Annotated in this window: 17 protein-coding genes; 9 read left to right on the top strand and 8 right to left on the bottom strand. The window is 73.8% G+C overall.

The annotated features are described in order from the left end of the window. Nucleotides 1-66 precede the first annotated feature (66 nt). On the top strand, nt 67-1,809 hold the full coding sequence (locus tag B0I33_RS24045) for a sensor histidine kinase (RefSeq protein WP_106181122.1): 1,743 nt from the start codon (nt 67-69) through the stop codon (nt 1,807-1,809). A 9-nt stretch (nt 1,810-1,818) separates the two neighbouring features. On the opposite strand, the gene B0I33_RS24040 is transcribed toward B0I33_RS24045, so the two are convergent. Further along, a complete protein-coding gene (locus B0I33_RS24040) occupies nt 1,819-2,469 on the bottom strand; it encodes a response regulator (protein WP_106181121.1) in 651 nt (216 codons plus the stop codon). Between the two features lie 180 nt (nt 2,470-2,649). On the opposite strand from B0I33_RS24040, the gene B0I33_RS24035 reads away from it, so the two are divergent. Continuing rightward, nucleotides 2,650-3,648, top strand: a complete 999-nt coding sequence (locus B0I33_RS24035) for an Acg family FMN-binding oxidoreductase (RefSeq protein WP_245900982.1) — start codon at nt 2,650-2,652, stop codon at nt 3,646-3,648. Nucleotides 3,649-3,654: 6 nt separating this feature from the next. Here the strand turns inward: B0I33_RS24035 and B0I33_RS24030 are convergent, their stop codons facing one another. From B0I33_RS24030 to B0I33_RS24015, 4 genes are all read right to left on the bottom strand, one after another. Next, complete coding sequence (locus B0I33_RS24030) at nt 3,655-4,299, bottom strand: response regulator (protein WP_106181119.1); 645 nt, start codon at nt 4,297-4,299, stop codon at nt 3,655-3,657. Next, a complete protein-coding gene (locus B0I33_RS24025; protein ID WP_245900980.1) occupies nt 4,296-5,813 on the bottom strand; it encodes a GAF domain-containing sensor histidine kinase in 1,518 nt (505 codons plus the stop codon). Before B0I33_RS24025 ends, B0I33_RS24030 begins: the two co-directional genes overlap by 4 nt. An 83-nt stretch (nt 5,814-5,896) precedes the next feature. Beyond that, nucleotides 5,897-6,289, bottom strand: coding sequence for a pyridoxamine 5'-phosphate oxidase family protein (locus B0I33_RS24020; protein ID WP_106181118.1), 393 nt, complete (start codon nt 6,287-6,289; stop codon nt 5,897-5,899). Nucleotides 6,290-6,523: 234 nt separating this feature from the next. After that, nucleotides 6,524-7,063, bottom strand: a complete 540-nt coding sequence (locus B0I33_RS24015; protein ID WP_106181117.1) for a MarR family winged helix-turn-helix transcriptional regulator — start codon at nt 7,061-7,063, stop codon at nt 6,524-6,526. Between the two features lie 89 nt (nt 7,064-7,152). Between B0I33_RS24015 and B0I33_RS24010 the strand changes: the two genes are divergently transcribed. From B0I33_RS24010 to fahA, 5 genes are read left to right on the top strand one after another with little or no spacing between them, the layout of a single operon-like run. Then, nucleotides 7,153-8,115, top strand: coding sequence for an MBL fold metallo-hydrolase (locus B0I33_RS24010; protein WP_106181116.1), 963 nt, complete (start codon nt 7,153-7,155; stop codon nt 8,113-8,115). Between the two features lie 11 nt (nt 8,116-8,126). Continuing rightward, a complete protein-coding gene (locus B0I33_RS24005; protein ID WP_106181115.1) occupies nt 8,127-9,794 on the top strand; it encodes an FAD-dependent monooxygenase in 1,668 nt (555 codons plus the stop codon). Beyond that, a complete protein-coding gene (locus tag B0I33_RS24000; RefSeq protein WP_106181114.1) occupies nt 9,769-10,974 on the top strand; it encodes a homogentisate 1,2-dioxygenase in 1,206 nt (401 codons plus the stop codon). The genes B0I33_RS24005 and B0I33_RS24000 overlap by 26 nt, the downstream gene beginning before the upstream one ends. Beyond that, nucleotides 10,944-11,789, top strand: a complete 846-nt coding sequence (locus B0I33_RS23995; protein WP_106181113.1) for a hypothetical protein — start codon at nt 10,944-10,946, stop codon at nt 11,787-11,789. Before B0I33_RS24000 ends, B0I33_RS23995 begins: the two co-directional genes overlap by 31 nt. Nucleotides 11,790-11,812: 23 nt before the next feature. Further along, nucleotides 11,813-13,006, top strand: a complete 1,194-nt coding sequence (gene fahA, locus B0I33_RS23990) for a fumarylacetoacetase (protein ID WP_106181112.1) — start codon at nt 11,813-11,815, stop codon at nt 13,004-13,006. Nucleotides 13,007-13,041: 35 nt separating this feature from the next. Here fahA and dprE2 read toward each other — a convergent pair whose 3' ends face one another. Next, nucleotides 13,042-13,785 carry a decaprenylphospho-beta-D-erythro-pentofuranosid-2-ulose 2-reductase gene (dprE2, locus tag B0I33_RS23985; protein ID WP_106181111.1) on the bottom strand — a complete coding sequence of 248 codons (744 nt, stop codon included), beginning with the start codon at nt 13,783-13,785 and terminating at the stop codon, nt 13,042-13,044. Between the two features lie 26 nt (nt 13,786-13,811). Continuing rightward, nucleotides 13,812-14,231 (bottom strand): hypothetical protein, encoded by a 420-nt coding sequence (locus tag B0I33_RS23980; protein ID WP_106181110.1) that lies wholly within the window; start codon nt 14,229-14,231, stop codon nt 13,812-13,814. 112 nt (nt 14,232-14,343) lie between these two features. Here B0I33_RS23980 and B0I33_RS23975 point away from each other — a divergent pair, with 112 nt between their 5' ends. After that, the gene (locus B0I33_RS23975; RefSeq protein WP_106181109.1) at nt 14,344-15,054 is read left to right on the top strand and encodes an MBL fold metallo-hydrolase; all 711 of its coding nucleotides are present in this window, start codon (nt 14,344-14,346) and stop codon (nt 15,052-15,054) included. A gap of 69 nt (nt 15,055-15,123) precedes the next feature. Next, nucleotides 15,124-15,468, top strand: a complete 345-nt coding sequence (locus B0I33_RS23970; protein WP_106181108.1) for a nuclear transport factor 2 family protein — start codon at nt 15,124-15,126, stop codon at nt 15,466-15,468. A 6-nt stretch (nt 15,469-15,474) separates the two neighbouring features. On the opposite strand, the gene B0I33_RS23965 is transcribed toward B0I33_RS23970, so the two are convergent. Continuing rightward, nucleotides 15,475-15,879 (bottom strand): pyridoxamine 5'-phosphate oxidase family protein, encoded by a 405-nt coding sequence (locus tag B0I33_RS23965; protein ID WP_425440514.1) that lies wholly within the window; start codon nt 15,877-15,879, stop codon nt 15,475-15,477. Nucleotides 15,880-16,093 lie beyond the last annotated feature (214 nt).

Raw genomic sequence — 16,093 nt, 5'->3', positions numbered from 1 at the left:
AGAATGGAACACAACGTGGCTTTCCTGCGATGATAAGGGGGTGCACGAAGGGCGAGCGGAGGTGGCATGCCCCTCGAGATGAGGCCGGCCGGTGATCCCGGGGAGCCGCGGCCCGGTGGGAGCACGCTCGCCGGGCTCCGGCTGGACGAGCTGCTGCAGGGCGTGCAGGAGCGGCTCACCGAGATCATGAAGACCCGCGACCGGCTGCAGGGACTGCTCGACGCCGTGCTCGCCGTCGCCACCGGGCTGGAGCTCGACTCCACGCTGCAGCGGATCGTGCAGGCGGCCACCGAGCTGGTCGACGCCCAGTACGGCGCTCTCGGCGTGCTCTCGGACGACGGCAGCGGTCTCGCGGAGTTCGTCTACGTCGGCATCGACGAGGAGACGCGGGCGCGGATGGGTCACCTTCCCGAGGGCAGAGGCCTGCTGGGCCTGCTCATCGACGATCCCAAGCCGGTCCGGGTCGCCGACCTCACCGAGCACCCCGCCTCGGTGGGGTTCCCCCGCAACCACCCGCCGATGCACAGCTTCCTCGGCGTCCCGGTGCTGGTGCGGGACAAGGTCTTCGGCAATCTCTACCTCACCGAGAAGCGGGACGGCGCGGAGTTCACCCCCGACGACGAGGTGGTGCTGCAGGCGCTCGCCGCGGCCGCGGGGGTCGCGGTGGACAACGCGCGGCTGTTCGAGCACTCACGGATGCGCGAGCGGTGGCTCGGCGCCGCCGCCGAGATCAACGGTGAGCTGCTCGGCGGGGCGTCGGCGGGCGACACCCTGGAGCTGATCGCGCGGCGGGTGCGCGAGCTGTCGCGCGCGGACGACGCGTTCATCCTGCTGCCCGGCGACGAGGCGGGCGGCTCGCTCTCGGTCACGGTGAACTCGGGTGAGCGCGGCGCGGGACTGGTGGGCATCGTCGTCGGCACCGACAGCGAGTCCGGGATCGCGGAGACCCTGCGCACCGGGGAGCCGCGGCTGCTGCCCGAGCTGGCCGCCGCGCTGCCCGACGACCCGCGCGTGTCCTCGGCGGGGTTCGGCCCCGCCGTCGCCGTCCCGCTCAGCAGCTCCTCCGGCGGCGGCGGGGTGCTGGTCGCGGCGCGGCCGAAGGGCGCCCAGCCGTTCGGCGCGGAGCAACTGCCGATGCTGTCCTCGTTCGCCGATCAGGCGGCCGTGGCGCTGGAGTTCGCCGACAAGCAGCGCAACCAGCGGCTGCTGGACCTGCTGGCCGACCGCGACCGGATCGCGCAGGACCTGCACGACCACGTCATCCAGCGGCTGTTCGCCACCGGGATGAGCCTGCAGGGCACGCTGCGCCGCATCCCCGACGGGCACGCGCGGGAGCGGGTGCAGCAGGCGGTCGAGCAGCTCGACCGGACGGTCCGGGAGATCCGCACGTCGATCTTCGACCTGCACACCACGGGAGCCGAGAAGTCCACGAGCCTGCGGCGCAGGCTGCTCGACGTCCTCGCGGACCTCACCGTGGACACGGCGGTGTCGCCCTCGATGCGCATCTCCGGCGCGGTGGACACGTTCGTGCCGCCGCACCTCGGGGAACACGCCGAGGCGGTGCTGCGGGAGGCGCTGAGCAACGCGCTGCGGCACTCCGGCGGCGACGAGATCGCGGCCTCGGTCGAGGCGGACGAGCAGGCTCTCGTGGTCGAGGTGACCGACAACGGCGTCGGGATTCCGGCCGATGTCAAGCGCAGCGGCCTGGAGAACATGCGCAGGCGCGCGCAGCAGTGCGGCGGCGAGGCCGTGATCGGCGAGGCGCCGGGCGGTGGCACCCGGGTGGTCTGGCGGGTGCCGCTGCGCTGACCGTCCGGGCTACTCGGTCCGGTTGCCGCCGCGGCGCAGTTCGGTCGCGAGCACCGCGGCCTGCGTGCGCCGCTGCATGCCCAGCTTGCCCAACAGCCGCGACACGTAGTTCTTCACCGTCTTCTCGGCCAGGAACAGGCGCTCCGCGATCTCGCGGTTGGTGAGGCCCTCGCCGATCAGCTCGAAGACGGCACGCTCCTGCTCGGACAGCTCCGCCACCGGGTCCGCCTGGGCCCGCTCCCTGCGGATGCGGTTCATCAGCGCCGCGGTGGTCCGGGGATCGAGCAGGGAACCGCCCTGGCCTACGGTGCGGACCGCGGAGACGAGGTCGGAGCCGAGCACCTGCTTGAGCACGAAGCCCGAGGCGCCCGCCATGATCGCGTTGAACAGCGCCTCGTCGTCGGCGTACGAGGTGAGCATGAGGCAGTGCAGTCCCTCCACCTGGGACAGCAGGTCACGGCACAGCTCGACGCCGTTGCCGTCGGGCAGCCGCACGTCGAGGACCGCCACGTCGGGGGCCGCGGCGGGGACGCGGGCCAGCGCCTCCCGCACGGTGGAGGCCTCGCCGACGATCTCCAGGTCGTCCTCCTCGCCGAGCAGGTCGGCGATGCCGCGGCGGACGATCTCGTGGTCGTCCACCAGGAACACTCGGATGGTCACCTCGCCACCGTAGCCGCCGGTGGCGGCGCCGGCATGATCCGGAGGTCGGCGCCGCGCGGGGACTTTGTGCCCTAGCCGCCGCACCGGCCCGCGTGAGTTGCTGGGCCAGGGCCGGAAGTCCCTGCCCGAGATGACTTCCGATTCGCGAAATCCGGGGGTGGCGCGAGGATTGTGTGAGGTATGACTGCGATGCCTGAGTGGTCGGCCGGGGAGACCGACGTGCTCGCACGGGCTGTGGTGCGTGCTCCCTCGGTCCACAACACCCAGCCGTGGACACTCGAGCTGCCCGAGGGACGGGCGTTGCTGCTCGAGCGGAGCGATCCCGCCCTGCCCTTCCACGACCCGCTGGGCCGGGACCGGTCCCTCTCGTGCGGCGCCGCGACCGCCAACCTCGAACTGGGGATGCGCGTGCTGGGCCGGGACACGACCCTGGAGCTGCTGCCCGAGCGGGACAGACCCGAGCTGGTCGCGCGGCTGTCCGCAGGAGGTGGCCGGGTGCCGTCCGACACCGACCTGCACCGCTACTCCGCGATCGCCCGCCGGCGCAGCTACCGCCAGCCGTTCACCAGCCAGCCGGTCTCCGACTACGACATGAAGGACCTCGTCGCCGCGGCGGCGGAGGACGGGGTGCAGGTGAAGGTCCTGCGCACGCCCGACGAGCTGGCCGCGCTCGCCGGGCTGCTGGAGTACGCCGCGACCGTGCTCCGGCAGGACCGGGGCTACCAGCGGGAGCTGGCCCTGTGGACCCTCCGCGACGAGCGGTCGCACCGGCACGGCGTCGGGATCCCGGGCGGCTCGCTGCCGCGGGTCTCGCTCCCGTGGGCCGGGCTCGTGCGGCCGACCACCCCGGTGCCCGACTCCGTCACGCTCGCGCAGCGCCTGCGGGGCGAGACCGTGCTGCTGTTCCTCACCGCCGGCGACGCGCGGCCGGACCACCTGCGGGTCGGCATCGCCATGCAGCACACCTGGCTCGCCGCCGTGGACATGGGCCTGGCGGCGGCCGTGCAGACGCAGCCGCTGCACCTGGCCGAGGCGCGGGCCGGGTTCATCGATCGGCTCGGGCTCGCCGGCTACCCGCAGCTGATCATGCGGGTGGGCCATCCCCACGGCGTCAGGATTCCGCGGAGCCCGCGCCGCGCGACCGCCGAGCTGCTGGACGGCACCGGAGACGGGTACTGAGGCCGGTCACCGGGAGCGGTGGCGCCGCGCGGCGAACACGGCCGCCTCGGTGCGGCGGGCGAAGCCGAGCTTGTGCAGCAGTGACGACACGTAGTTCTTCACCGTCTTCTCGGCCAGGAACAGCTCTGCGGCGATCTGCCGGTTGGTCCGTCCCTGCGCGACCAGATCGAGCACGCGCCGCTCCTGCGGGCTGAGTGTCCGGTACCGGCCGTCGGCGCCGTCCCGCTCACCCCGCACGCGGGCCAGCAGCGACGCGGTGAGGTGCCCGTCGAGCAGCGACCCGCCCGCCGCGGCCGTGCGTATCGCGGACACGAGCGCGGCGCCGGAGACCTGCTTGAGGAGATAGCCTGCCGCGCCGGCCATGACCGCGCCGAACAGGGCCTCGTCGTCGGAGAAGGACGTGAGCATCAGGCAGGCCGGCGGCGGCTCGGTGGCCGAGCGCACCTCCCGGCACACCGTCACGCCCTCGCCGTCGGGCAGCCGCACGTCCAGGATCGCCACATCCGGCCGCAGCCGCGGGATCAGCGCCAGCGCGTCGGCGGCCGTTCCCGCCTCCCCGGCCACCTCCAGATCACGTTCCGTCTGGAGCACGGTCCGGAGGCCGGTGCGCACCAGCTCGTGGTCATCGAGCAGGAAGACCGAGATCGTCACCGTTCGCTCTCCTCCCGGTCCCGGGGCAGGAAGGCCGTCCAGTCCAGCGTGGTGCCCTGGCCGGGCCTGCCGCGCACCGACAGGGTCCCGCCCCACCGCCGCGCGCGCTCGGCCAGGTTGCGCAGCCCGCTGCGCCGGTCGGGCCGCTCGGGGATCCCCTTGCCGTCGTCGGTGACGGTCAGCGCCAGCCGTTTGCCCTCCCGGTCGACGGTGACCTCCACCGCCGCGGTGCTCGCCCCGGAGTGGCGGGCCACATTGGACAGTGCCTCCCGCAGGGTGGCCACCAGGTCCGTCCGCACCGGATCGGGGACAGCGGTGTCCAGCGGCCCCTCGAAGCCGATGCTGGGCTCGAACCCCAGCGTCCCCGCGGAGTCGAGCGTCAGCCGGAGCAGCTCCGAACGCAGGCCGCCCTGCACCTCGTCCGGTTCCTGCAGGGAGAAGATGCTGTTGCGGATGTCGCGGATCGTCCGGTCCAGCTCGTGCACGAAACCACTCACCCGGTCGGCGACGACCTGGTCGCCGGACAGCCTGCTGAGGCCTTCCAGGCCGAGGCCGATGGCGAACAGCCGCTGGATCACCAGGTCGTGCAGATCCCGCGCGATGCGGTCGCGGTCCTCGAACACGGCCAGCCGCTCGCGGTCCTCGGCGGCGCGGGCGAACTCGAGCGCCAGGGCCGCCTGCGCGGCGAACGCGCGAACCAGCCGCACCTCGTCGGGGGAGAACGGCACGTCGTCGTCGACCTTCGCCACCACGAGCACGCCCAGCCGCGCCGTCCCGACCAGCAGGGGCACGGCGACCGCCGAGTCGAGCCGCTCCACCAGTGAGGGCAGCCGGACGTCCTGCCTGCCCTGGTACGCCGCCACGTGCCGGCCGTAGTCGCGGACGACGACCGGTTCCCCGGTGGCGAACGCCCGGCCGGTCGCGCTGCCCTCCACCGAGACGGTGAGCCCGGCGGGCGGGTCCGGGAGCGTCCCGTTCGTGTCCACCACCTCGAACCGCAGCGTCGCCGGATCACCGGGCAGCGGCCGGGCGATGGCACCCAGCGACGCCCGCGACACCGTGCGCGCGCGCCGGGCGATCAGCCGCAGCGCCGGGCCGGGATCCGTGCCGCCGAGCAGCGCGGCCGTCACCTCCTGCGAGGCCTCCAGCCAGCGCTCCCGCAGCCGGGTCCGCTCGAACAGGCGGGCGTTGCGCAGCGCGATCCCGGCGGCGACGGCCAGCCGCCGCGCCGGCGCGTCCACCTCGGACGGCCCGTCGAGGTACAGGTGCCCGAACAGCTCGCCGTGCACCCGCACCGGCACGGCGATGCCGCCGTACAGCGCACCGGGGTCACCGACCACCTCGGCCGTCGCGCCCTCGCCGTCCTCGCTGTCGAGCACGGCGAACGCGGCGGAGCGGGCGCCGGTCAGCTCCGCCGCGGTCCGCACGACGCGGCGCAGGATGCCGGGCACCGTGAGTTCCGCGGCGAGGCCGGTCACACCGGCCAGCAGGCGATGGGCGTCGGGTTCGCTCACCACGCCCCCTCCGCGCAGGGTGGGCAACTGTCCCGAGTCTAAGGCCGCGGCCGGGGGCGGGGGTACCGTCGCGCGCCGCCGGTCTAGGCAAGTCTGCTGCCGGACACGACCTCGATCGAGACGGTGAGATGGCGGTCCTCGGGATCGGGCCGCCAGGACAGCGGCGGCAGCCCGGCGAGCAGGGCGGGTTCGCGTGCCTCCCGCAGCCTGCCGAGCACCGTGACCGACCAGCCGGCGCTCAGGTCGGCGGCGAAGTCGTCGGCCTCGAACGCGACCACGGTGCCGTGCGCGGCGGCGAACAGCGCGCTGCCGGGCGGGACCTCGCACACGACGTTCTCCCCGCGCAGCGCGAACCGCACCAGCTGCACGGCGGGCAGCCCACGGTGGGTGAACACCACACGGCCCAGCCGTGCCCCGGCCAGCAGCGCGAGGCAGCGCGCGCGGTCGAGGACTTCGAGACCGAACGGGTCGAGCATCGCAGCACCTGTTTTCCGGAGAGCCCGCGTCCACCCTTGCGCGGGGGTGCCGAAACCGGTAGGGCCGTTGGACCCGCCCGCGAGTCCCCGCCCAGCCTCGCGTGTTCCCGCCCGGGCCGGTGAGTGCTGCGTTCGGGTTCGCCGCCCCGCCCGCGGGCCGCAGCCCGGGCTGCGGGAACGCGGCACTCGCGTGCGGGAGCGGGGGACTCGCGCGGCGGAGTGGGGGACTCGCGGTCAGAAGCGGCGCTTGGCGGCCGCGGTGGCGGCGCCGGCCATGAGCTTCTCCAGCAGGCCGACGAGCTGCGCCCGCTCGGCGGGGTCGAGCGTGGTCGCCCAGGCCTGCTCACGCTCGTTGTGGGCGTGGTAGTCGCCGACGATGGTCTCCCGGCCGGTGTCGGTGAGGCTCAGCTGCACCGCCCTGCGGTCGTGGTCGGCCTGCCTGCGCGACACCAGCCCGTCCCGCTCCAGCGTGTTGACCAGCGCGGACACGGCGGCGCGGCTCATCCCGGACAGCTCGGCCACCCGCTTCGACTCGAGCGGGCCCGCGATCCAGAGCACGAACAGCACGCGGAAGCCCGGCCAGCTCAGCCCGCGCGGCCGGTGCACCGCGGACTCCAGGTCGTACACGATCGCGCTGGTCACCCGGTGCAGGGTGAGCACGAGCCGCAGGGCGTCCGCGTCGATCTCGGGCAGCCGGGCGCCCGCCTCGGAGACCGCGTAGTCGACGAACGAGAGGTAGTCGAGCTCGTCCGGTCCGGCCGGTTCCGCGGTCATGGCCACAGGCTAACCCTTCCCTTCCGGAGCCATCCGGGTTACGCTCACTCCACAACTAATCAAAGGTTTGATTGTTATGGAGGTGCTCCGTGGCCCGGAAGGCATTCGCGTCGTCGGCGGATCTGGGGGAGAAGGAGCAGACCCTCGAGGTGCTGGCCGACGGTGTGTACGCGCTCACCGCCGACGGCGACCCGAACGTGGGCGCCATCGAGGGTGAGGACTTCCTGGTCTGCTTCGAGGCGATGGCCACCCCGGTGGCGGCGCGCGAATGGCTGGCCACACTGCGCGAACACACCGACAAGCCGGTGCGCTACCTCGTGCTCTCGCACTACCACGCCGTCCGCGTCCTCGGGGCCTCGGCGTTCGACGCGGACGTGATCGTCGCGCACGAGAACACCCGCGCCCTGGTGGCCGAGCGCGGCAAGGAGGACTGGGAGAGCGAGTTCGCGCGCATGCCGCGGCTGGCCAAGCAGGCCGACTCGGTACCCGGCCTGACCTGGCCGACCCTGACGTTCTCCGACCGGCTGACGATCGACCTCGGCGGCGACCGTGGCGAGCTCGTGCTGCAGTACTGCGGGCGCGGGCACACCGAGGGCGACATCGTGGGCTGGCTGCCACGCCACCGCATCCTGTTCGCGGGCGACCTCGTCGAGGCCAAGGCCGCGCTCTACACGGGCGACGCCTTCCACCGTGACTGGGTGGCCGGGACACTGGACCGCGTGCGGGACTTCGGGGCCGAGGCCCTGGTCGGCGGGCGCGGCGCGGTGAGCCGTGGCCGGGACGAGGTGAACGCCGCCATCGAGCAGACCCGGCACTTCCTGCGCGTGATGATCGACGAGGTCGGCGCCGTGCACGCGCGGGGCGGCACGCTCAAGGAGGCGTTCGACCGCACGCACGCCGCGCTGTACGACTCCTACGGCTCGTGGCCGATCTTCGAGCACTGCCTGCCCTTCGACGTCTCGCGGCTGTGGGACGAGCTCTCCGGGATCGACCGGCCCGTCGTCTGGACCGCCGAACGCGACCGCGAGGTCTGGGACCGGCTGCAGGACTGAGGTGGCGCCGAATGACCACAGCATCCACGGCATCCACAGGATTCACCGCGCGCGGCGCCGGGCCCGCCGACCCGGTCGCGGTGGTCGGCAACGGCCCGGTGGGCCAGACCACCGCACTGCTGCTGGCCCGCTGGGGCGTTCCCGTCGTCCTGCTCGACCGGCGTCCCGAGCGGGACCCGATCGGGTCGAAGGCGATCTGCCAGCAACGGGACGTGCTCGACGTGTGGGAGGCGGTCGGCGCGGGCGCCCGGATCGCCGCCGAGGGCGTCACCTGGACCACGGCCCGCACCTTCTACCGCGACCACGAGCTGTTCGCCTACACCCTGCCCGACCACGGCCGGTCGGCCTTCCCGCCGTTCGTCAACCTCTCGCAGGCCCGCACCGAGGAGATCCTCGACGAGCGCATCGCCGCCGAACCGCTGATCGACGTCCGCTGGGGCCACGAGGTCACCGGCATCACCGAGGGTCCCGGCCACGTCGAGCTGGCCTGCGGCACCGAGCGCGTCCGGGCGTCGTACGTCGTGGCGTGCGCGGGCGCGCGCGGCGACGACGTGCGCCGGATGCTGGGCGTGTCCTTCGAGGGCCACTCGTTCGACGACCGGTTCCTGATCTGCGACATCCGCACGGACCTGCCCGGCTGGAGCACCGAACGCCGGTTCTACTTCGACCCGGCGTGGAACCCCGGCAGGCAGGTGCTGATCCACCCGTGTCCCGGCTCGACGTTCCGCATCGACTGGCAGGTGCCCGCCGACTACGACCTGGCCCAGGAGGAGGCCGACGGCACCCTCGACCGGCGGATCCGCAGGATCATCGGCGACCGCGGCTACGAGATCGTGTGGAAGTCGGTCTACCGGTTCCACTCCCGCGTCGCCGACCGCCTGCGGGCGGGCCGGGTGCTGCTCGCGGGCGACTGCGCCCACCTGGTCGCCCCGTTCGGCGCCCGCGGCCTCAACTCCGGCGTCGCCGACGCCGAGAACGCCGCCTGGAAGCTGGCGTTCGTGCTGCACGGCTGGGCGCCCGAGCGCCTGCTCGACAGCTACCACGCCGAGCGGCACGCCGCGGCCAGGGAGAACCTGGACGTCACCAGCGCCACGATGCGGTTCCTGGTGCCCCGTACCGACGAGGACCGGGAGCGCAGGCGCGCGGTCCTCGACCGCGCGGTCACCGACTCGTCGGCGTGGCCCGAGGTCGACTCCGGGCGGCTCGCCGAGCCGTTCTGGTACAGCGACTCCCCGCTGACCACTCCGGATCCGGAGCGGGCCCGCGCGGTCAGGCCACCGCGCGGCAGCCTGCCGCCGCCCGCGCCGGGCACGCTGGTGCCCGATGCCCCGGTGCGGGTGGCGGGCCGGGACGGCAGGTTCCGGGAGCTGGCGCGGGACGGGTTCCTGCTGCTCACCACCCCAGGCGCGGACGGCGGGGACGCGGCCGAGGCCGCGCGGCGGTGCGCGGCTCCCGTCCGCGTGCTCGACCTCGCCGCGATCGACCGGACCGGCACGCTCGCCGAGACACTCGCCGTCACGCCGGGCGAGGTGTGGGTGATCCGGCCCGACGCGCATGTCGCCGCGGTGGTGCGTGGCGGGACGGCCGCGGTCAGCGCGGCACTGCGGAAGGCGATGAGCCTGCCGGAGCTCCCGGCGGGAAAGGAGGAGGACCATGGCGTACTACCGGCAGGTCGGTGAGGTACCGCCGAAACGGCACACCCAGCACCGCACTCCCGAGGGCGGGCTGTACTACGAGGAGCTGATGGGGGAGGAGGGTTTCTCGTCCGACTCGTCGCTGCTCTACCACCGGCACATCCCCTCGGCGATCGTGGACGCCGTCCCGTGGCAGGTGCCCGACACCGCGACGGAGGCCAACCACCCGCTGCGGCCGCGGCACTTCACGCTGCACGACCTGTTCCCCGGCGAGGAGTGGAAGCGGCACGACGTGGTGACGGGGCGGCGGCTGGTGCTCGGCAACGCCGACGTCCGGCTGTCCTACGTGGTCGCGGGCGAGGTCTCGCCGCTCTACCGCAACGCGGTCGGCGACGAGTGCCTCTACGTCGAGTCCGGCGAGGCGCGGGTGGAGACCGTGTTCGGCGCGCTGGAGGCCGCGCAGGGCGACTACGTGATCCTGCCCAGGGCCACCACGCACCGCTGGGTGCCGAAGGGGGGCGAGCCGCTGCGGGTGTACTGCATCGAGGCGAACTCGCACATCACGCCGCCGAAGCGGTACCTGTCGCGGTTCGGCCAGCTGCTCGAGCACTCGCCCTACTGCGAGCGGGACCTGCACGGCCCCGCCGAGCCACTGCTCGCCGAGGGCGAGGACGTCGACGTGCTCGTCAAGCACCGCGGCCCGGGCGGCCCCAGCGCGATCGCCGGCACCCGCTACACCTACCCGTGGCACCCGTTCGACGTCGTCGGCTGGGACGGCTGCCTCTACCCGTACACGTTCAACATCGCCGACTTCGAACCGATCACCGGCCGGGTGCATCAGCCGCCGCCCGCGCACCAGGTGTTCGAGGGGCACAACTTCGTGGTGTGCAACTTCGTGCCCCGCAAGGTGGACTACCACCCGCTGTCGATCCCGGTGCCGTACTATCACTCCAATGTGGACTCCGACGAGGTGATGTTCTACTGCGGCGGCGACTACGAGGCGCGCAAGGGTTCCGGCATCGGCCAGGGCTCGGTGTCGCTGCACCCCGGCGGCCACTCGCACGGCCCGCAGCCGGGTGCCTACGAGCGCAGCATCGGGGCGGAGTTCTTCGACGAGCTCGCCGTCATGGTGGACACCTTCCAGCCGCTGCAGCTGGGCGAGGGCGGCCGGGCCGCCGAGGACGAGCGCTACGCGTGGACGTGGGCCGGCCGGGGGCCGCGGTGACCGGCCTGTTCACGGGGCTGCTCGACGACGCGGCGCTGTTCCCGCCGGGGGAGGCGCCGCTGCCCGAGGCCGTCCCGGCCCACCATGACCACCACGCGGCCTGGTACGCCGATCTCGTGGGCCCGTTCGTCGTCTCCGCGGCGCGGCTCGGCGAGCTGGCGGAACTCGGCGACGAGCGGCCGCTGCGGCTGAGCGTGACGCTGCCCGGCGGGCCGGCCGAGCTCCCGCCCGCCCTCGTGCGGCTGTCCGGGATGGACCACACCGAGCCGGTCGCCGTCGAGGTGGTGCTGCCCGACGACACGATGCCGGAGCAGCTGGTGCGCGTGCTCGACGAGCATCTGCCCGCCGCCGTGACCGGCTGGGTCGAGGTGCCCCGCGGCCCGCGCCGCGAGCCCACCCTGAACGCGCTCGCCGGCACCCGGTACCGGGCGAAGTTCCGCACCGGCGGGGTGACGGCCGCGGCCCACCCCGGGGAGGGGGAGCTGGCCGGGGCGATCGTCGCCGCCGTGCGCAGGCGGATCCCGTTCAAGTGCACCGCGGGCCTGCACCACGCGGTGCGGCACACCGAAGCCGCCACCGGGTTCGAGCGGCACGGGTTCCTCAACGTGCTGCTCGCGGCCGACGCCGCGCGGCGGGGCGCGGAACCCGGCGAGGTCGCCGCCCTGCTGGCCGAACGGTCCGCGGAGACGGTCGCCGAGCGCGTCCGCGCGCTGCCCGGCCCCGGGCCGCGCGAGTCGTTCGTCTCGTTCGGCACGTGCAGCGTCGGCGAACCCGTCGACGACCTGGTGGCCCTCGGGCTGCTGCGGAAACCCTGACCGCACTGGACACGGAGGAGCAGTTGGCACTCGAAACCTGGCTCGACCTTCCCGAGGACACGCCGTTCGGCGTGGCCAACCTGCCCTACGGGGTGTTCTCGCCGCGGGGCGGGCCGCCGCGCGCGGGCGTCCGCGTGGGGAACCACGTGCTCGACCTCGCCGCCGCGCTCGACGACCCCGTGTTCGCGCGGCCCTCGCTGAACGAGTTCCTGGCCACCGGGCGGCAGCGCTGGACCGAGACGCGGGCGCGGCTGACCGGGCTGCTCACCGACGAGCGCGAGCGGCCGAGGGTGGAGGGCGCGCTGCACCCGCTGGCCGAGGTGAGCCTGCACCTGCCCGTGGAGGTCGCGGACTACGTCGACTTCTACGCCAGCGAACAGCACGCCACCAACGTGGGCCGCATCTTCCGGCCGGACTCCGAGCCGCTGACGCCGAACTGGAAGCACCTGCCGATCGGCTACCACGGCCGGTCCGGCACCGTGGTCGCGTCGGGCACGCCGGTCGTGCGGCCGAGCGGGCAGCGCAAGCCGCCGGACGCGGACGCGCCCGTGTTCGGCCCGTCCCGCAGGCTCGACATCGAGGCCGAGGTCGGGTTCGTCGTCGGGACGGGCTCGCCGCTGGGCAGCCCGGTGCCGGTGAAGGACTTCGCCGAGCACGTGTTCGGCGTGTGCCTGGTCAACGACTGGTCGGCCCGCGACCTGCAGGCGTGGGAGTACGTGCCGCTCGGGCCGTTCCTCGGCAAGTCGTTCGCCACGTCGGTCTCGCCGTGGCTGGTGCCGCTGGACGCGCTGGAGCACGCGCGGGTGGCCCCGCCGCCGCGTGACCCGGAGCCGCTGCCCTACCTGGCCGACGCCGGTGACTGGGCGCTCGACCTCGCGCTGGAGGTGCGGCTCAACGGCGAGGTCGTGTCCCGGCCGCCGTTCGCGACCATGTACTGGACGGCGGCGCAGATGCTCGCCCACCTCACGATCAACGGCGCGTCGACGCGCACCGGCGACCTGTACGCCTCCGGCACGGTGTCCGGTCCCGAGCGCGACCAGTTCGGCTCACTGCTCGAGCTGACGTGGGGCGGGCGGGAGCCGCTCACGCTGGCCGACGGCGTCACCCGCGGCTTCCTGGAGGACGGGGACGAGGTGACGATCACCGCGACCGCGCCGGGTCCCGGCGGCGAGCGCATCGGCTTCGGCGAGGTGACCGGCCGCATCCTGCCCGCCTGAAAGCTCCCCAATGCCACATTGGGGAACCGGCCGGCTCAGCGGGGGAGGCGGCGCCAGAGCGGGCGGGGCAGCAGGCGCAGCGCGGCGAACACGAACCGCAGCACCGGCGGCACCCACACCACCTGCCGCCCCCGGCGCAGCGCCGCGACCGTCGCGTCGGCGACCTGGCCCGGCGTGCTGGCGAACGGCGCGGGCGACATTCCCTCGGTCATCCGCCCCACGACGAACCCGGGCCGCACCAGCAGCAGCCGCACCCCGCTGCCGTGCAGCGCGTCGGCGAGCCCGCTGGCGAACCCGTCGAGCCCCGCCTTCGCCGAGCCGTACACGTAGTTGGCGCGGCGCACCCGGATCCCGGCCACCGACGAGAACACCACCAGCCTGCCGTGCCCCTGCGCGCGCAGCAGGCCCGCCAGGTGGGTGAGCACGCTGACGTGCGCGGTGTAGTCGGTGTGCACGATCCGCACCGCGTGCCCGGCGTCCCGTTCGGCCCTCGCCTGGTCGCCGAGGATGCCGAACGCGGTCACGACCACGTCCACCGGAGCGGCCTCGCGGACAATCCGCCCGAGCACCTCGCCGTGGCCGCCGAGGTCGTCGGCGTCGAACTCCACCCTGGTCACGGTCGTGGCACCGGCCTCGCGCAGCGTCCGCTCGGCGGCGGTCAGGTCCGCACCGGGCCGGGCGGCCAGCACGAACTCCCGGTGTCCCTCCCGCGCCAGGCGGGTCGCCACCGCCAGGCCGATCTCGCTGCGGCCGCCGAGCACCACCACCGATCCGTCCACCCGGGCAGTGTGCCGCAGCCGCGCCGCTACACCTCGGCGGGGACCTCGCACACCACCCGGGCCGGCCGCGGGCCCGGGGCGTTCGTGATCTCCTGCTGCGCGACCGTCTCGCCGTTGACGGTGATCCGGCAGGTCAGCGGCCGGTCCGGGGTGGGCCGCTCACTCGTGGCGGACACGGCGATGTCACGGTACCCGGTGCTGCCCGGTGGTTCGGCGAAGGAGAAGTCGAACGGCTCGCCGCCCAGCTCCACCGGGGTCCGGGCCCGGCCCCGGACGACCCACATGAGGGTGTCGGGCGGCCCGGACACCCACACGTGCACCCGGTGCGCCACCGGCCGCGGCGCGCGCTCGTCCCCGGCGCCGCCCGGGGGCGCGGTCGCCCGGCTCGCCACGCCCCCGGCGAGCACGGCCAGTGCGGCCAGCACGAGCAGGACGATGCGCCGCAACGGCCGCTCCCTTCCGCGTGGGTGCCGGAGCCACGGATTGTCGCACCCCGGCTACCGAGCGCCGACCGCCGTCCCGGTCCGCGGCCGCGCGCTCCGTGGTTACCATCGCGGCATGTCCGACCGTCTCTACTTCCGGCAACTGCTCTCCGGGCGCGACTTCGCCGTCGGCGATCCGGTCGCCACCCAGATGCGGAACTTCGCCTACCTCATCGGGGACCGGGAGACGCGGGAGGCGGTCATCGTCGACCCGGCGTACGCGGTGGGCGACCTGCTCGACGCGCTCGCCGCCGACGACATGCGGCTCACCGGCGTCCTCGCCACCCACCACCATCCCGACCACGTCGGTGGCGACCTCATGGGTTTCTCCCTGCCCGGCCTCGCGGAGCTGCTGGCGCGCGAGCAGGTGCCGGTGCACGTGAACCGGTCGGAGTCGGAGTGGGTACGGCGGACGACGGGCGTGTCGGACACCGACCTCGTGCCGCACGACCACGACGACGTGCTGCAGGTGGGGGCTGTCGGCCTGCGGCTGCTGCACACGCCGGGACACACACCCGGCAGCCAGTGCTTCCTGGTGGACGGCAGGCTGGTCGCGGGCGACACGCTGTTCCTCGAGGGGTGCGGCCGCACCGACTTCCCCGGCGGCGACGCCGACGCGATGTACCGGAGCCTGCAGTCGCTGGCCGGGCTGTCCGGCGATCCGGTCGTCTACCCGGGGCACATGTACTCGGCCGAGCCGTCCGCGGCGCTGTCGGAGGTCCGCAGCAGCAACTTCGTGTTCCGCCCGCGCTCGCTGGAGGAGTGGCGGCTCCTGTTCGGCGGCTGAGCGACGAGTTCGCCGCTCCGCCGTGGTCGGACTTGGGGAGAAACCCCGCGACCGGAAGGAGCGGACAACATGACGAACGCCGACGTGGTGCGGGCATGCTTCGCGAGCTACCTGGCCCAGGACCGGGCCTCGGCGGAGACGCTGATCGCCGACGATTTCGTGTTCACCAGCCCGCAGGACGACCACCTCGACCGGGCCACGTTCTTCGAGCGCTGCTTCCCCACGGCGGGGCGGCTGCGCCGGCAGACGTTGCTGCACGTCACGCCCACCGCCGGCGACGACGTGTTCGTGCTGTACGAGTACGAGCTGCGCACCGGTGAGCGGCACCGCAACACCGAGGTGCTCACGGTGCGCGACGGCCGGATCGTGAAGACCCAGGTCTTCTTCGGCGGCCGGGTGCGACAGGCCACCTGAGCGGGGTCAGGGCATGCCGAGACGGCGCTCGAGGGTGATCTCGAGCACCACGCGCTGCGGGTTCTCCCGGGGGCGGCGCCGGTAGCGCTCGGCGTAGCGGTCCTCGGCGTCCCGCACGGACTCCGGGTCGTCGCGGACCACCGCGCGGCCCTCCAGCGTCGACCAGCGCCGCCGGTCCACCTGGCTCACCGCCACGGGCGCCCCCTCCGGGCCCGCGGCCCGTACGTTGCGCGCCTTGACGCTGCCGCGTGAGCAGATCACCCGGGCGATCCCGAACTCGTCGTCGACGGTCACCCCCACGGGCACGACGTGGGGTCTGCCGTCCGGGCGGAGGGTGGTGAGCGTGCTGACGTGCCGCTCGCGCCAGAACTCGCGGACCTCGGCGCTCGCGGTGGTGGGGGCCATCGGCATGGGCGCGAGCATAGCGTGACCTCGAAGGGTGAGAGCGCTCCCAATAGTTGGTGATCGACTGGCGGGCGCCGTCGCGCATTCCGCAGGTAACGCGCAGGACACGGACTATTGACACCCGACCGGGTGCGGTGCAGAGTTCCCGCAACGGCTGGGAGCGCTCCCAGTCTCGTGGTCACTCTCCATCGACAGACCCAACGAGGGGTTACCGTGCGAC

Source organism: Prauserella shujinwangii (assembly GCF_003001955.1).
Classification (GTDB): domain Bacteria; phylum Actinomycetota; class Actinomycetes; order Mycobacteriales; family Pseudonocardiaceae; genus Qaidamihabitans; species Qaidamihabitans shujinwangii.
This window is presented reverse-complemented; position numbering and strand designations above follow the sequence as displayed.

What these genes read in the sequence shown, in the direction of transcription:
- B0I33_RS24000 (WP_106181114.1), top strand. Translation starts at nt 9,769, where the DNA reads ATGGCGTACTACCGGCAGGTCGGTGAGGTACCGCCGAAACGGCACACC.
- B0I33_RS24020 (WP_106181118.1), bottom strand. Translation starts at nt 6,289, where the DNA reads ATGCTCGACCCGTTCGGTCTCGAAGTCCTCGACCGCGCGCGCTGCCTC.
- B0I33_RS23970 (WP_106181108.1), top strand. Translation starts at nt 15,124, where the DNA reads ATGACGAACGCCGACGTGGTGCGGGCATGCTTCGCGAGCTACCTGGCC.
- B0I33_RS23965 (WP_425440514.1), bottom strand. Translation starts at nt 15,879, where the DNA reads ATGCCGATGGCCCCCACCACCGCGAGCGCCGAGGTCCGCGAGTTCTGG.
- B0I33_RS24005 (WP_106181115.1), top strand. Translation starts at nt 8,127, where the DNA reads ATGACCACAGCATCCACGGCATCCACAGGATTCACCGCGCGCGGCGCC.
- B0I33_RS24045 (WP_106181122.1), top strand. Translation starts at nt 67, where the DNA reads ATGCCCCTCGAGATGAGGCCGGCCGGTGATCCCGGGGAGCCGCGGCCC.
- B0I33_RS24015 (WP_106181117.1), bottom strand. Translation starts at nt 7,063, where the DNA reads ATGACCGCGGAACCGGCCGGACCGGACGAGCTCGACTACCTCTCGTTC.
- B0I33_RS23975 (WP_106181109.1), top strand. Translation starts at nt 14,344, where the DNA reads ATGTCCGACCGTCTCTACTTCCGGCAACTGCTCTCCGGGCGCGACTTC.
- B0I33_RS24035 (WP_245900982.1), top strand. Translation starts at nt 2,650, where the DNA reads ATGACTGCGATGCCTGAGTGGTCGGCCGGGGAGACCGACGTGCTCGCA.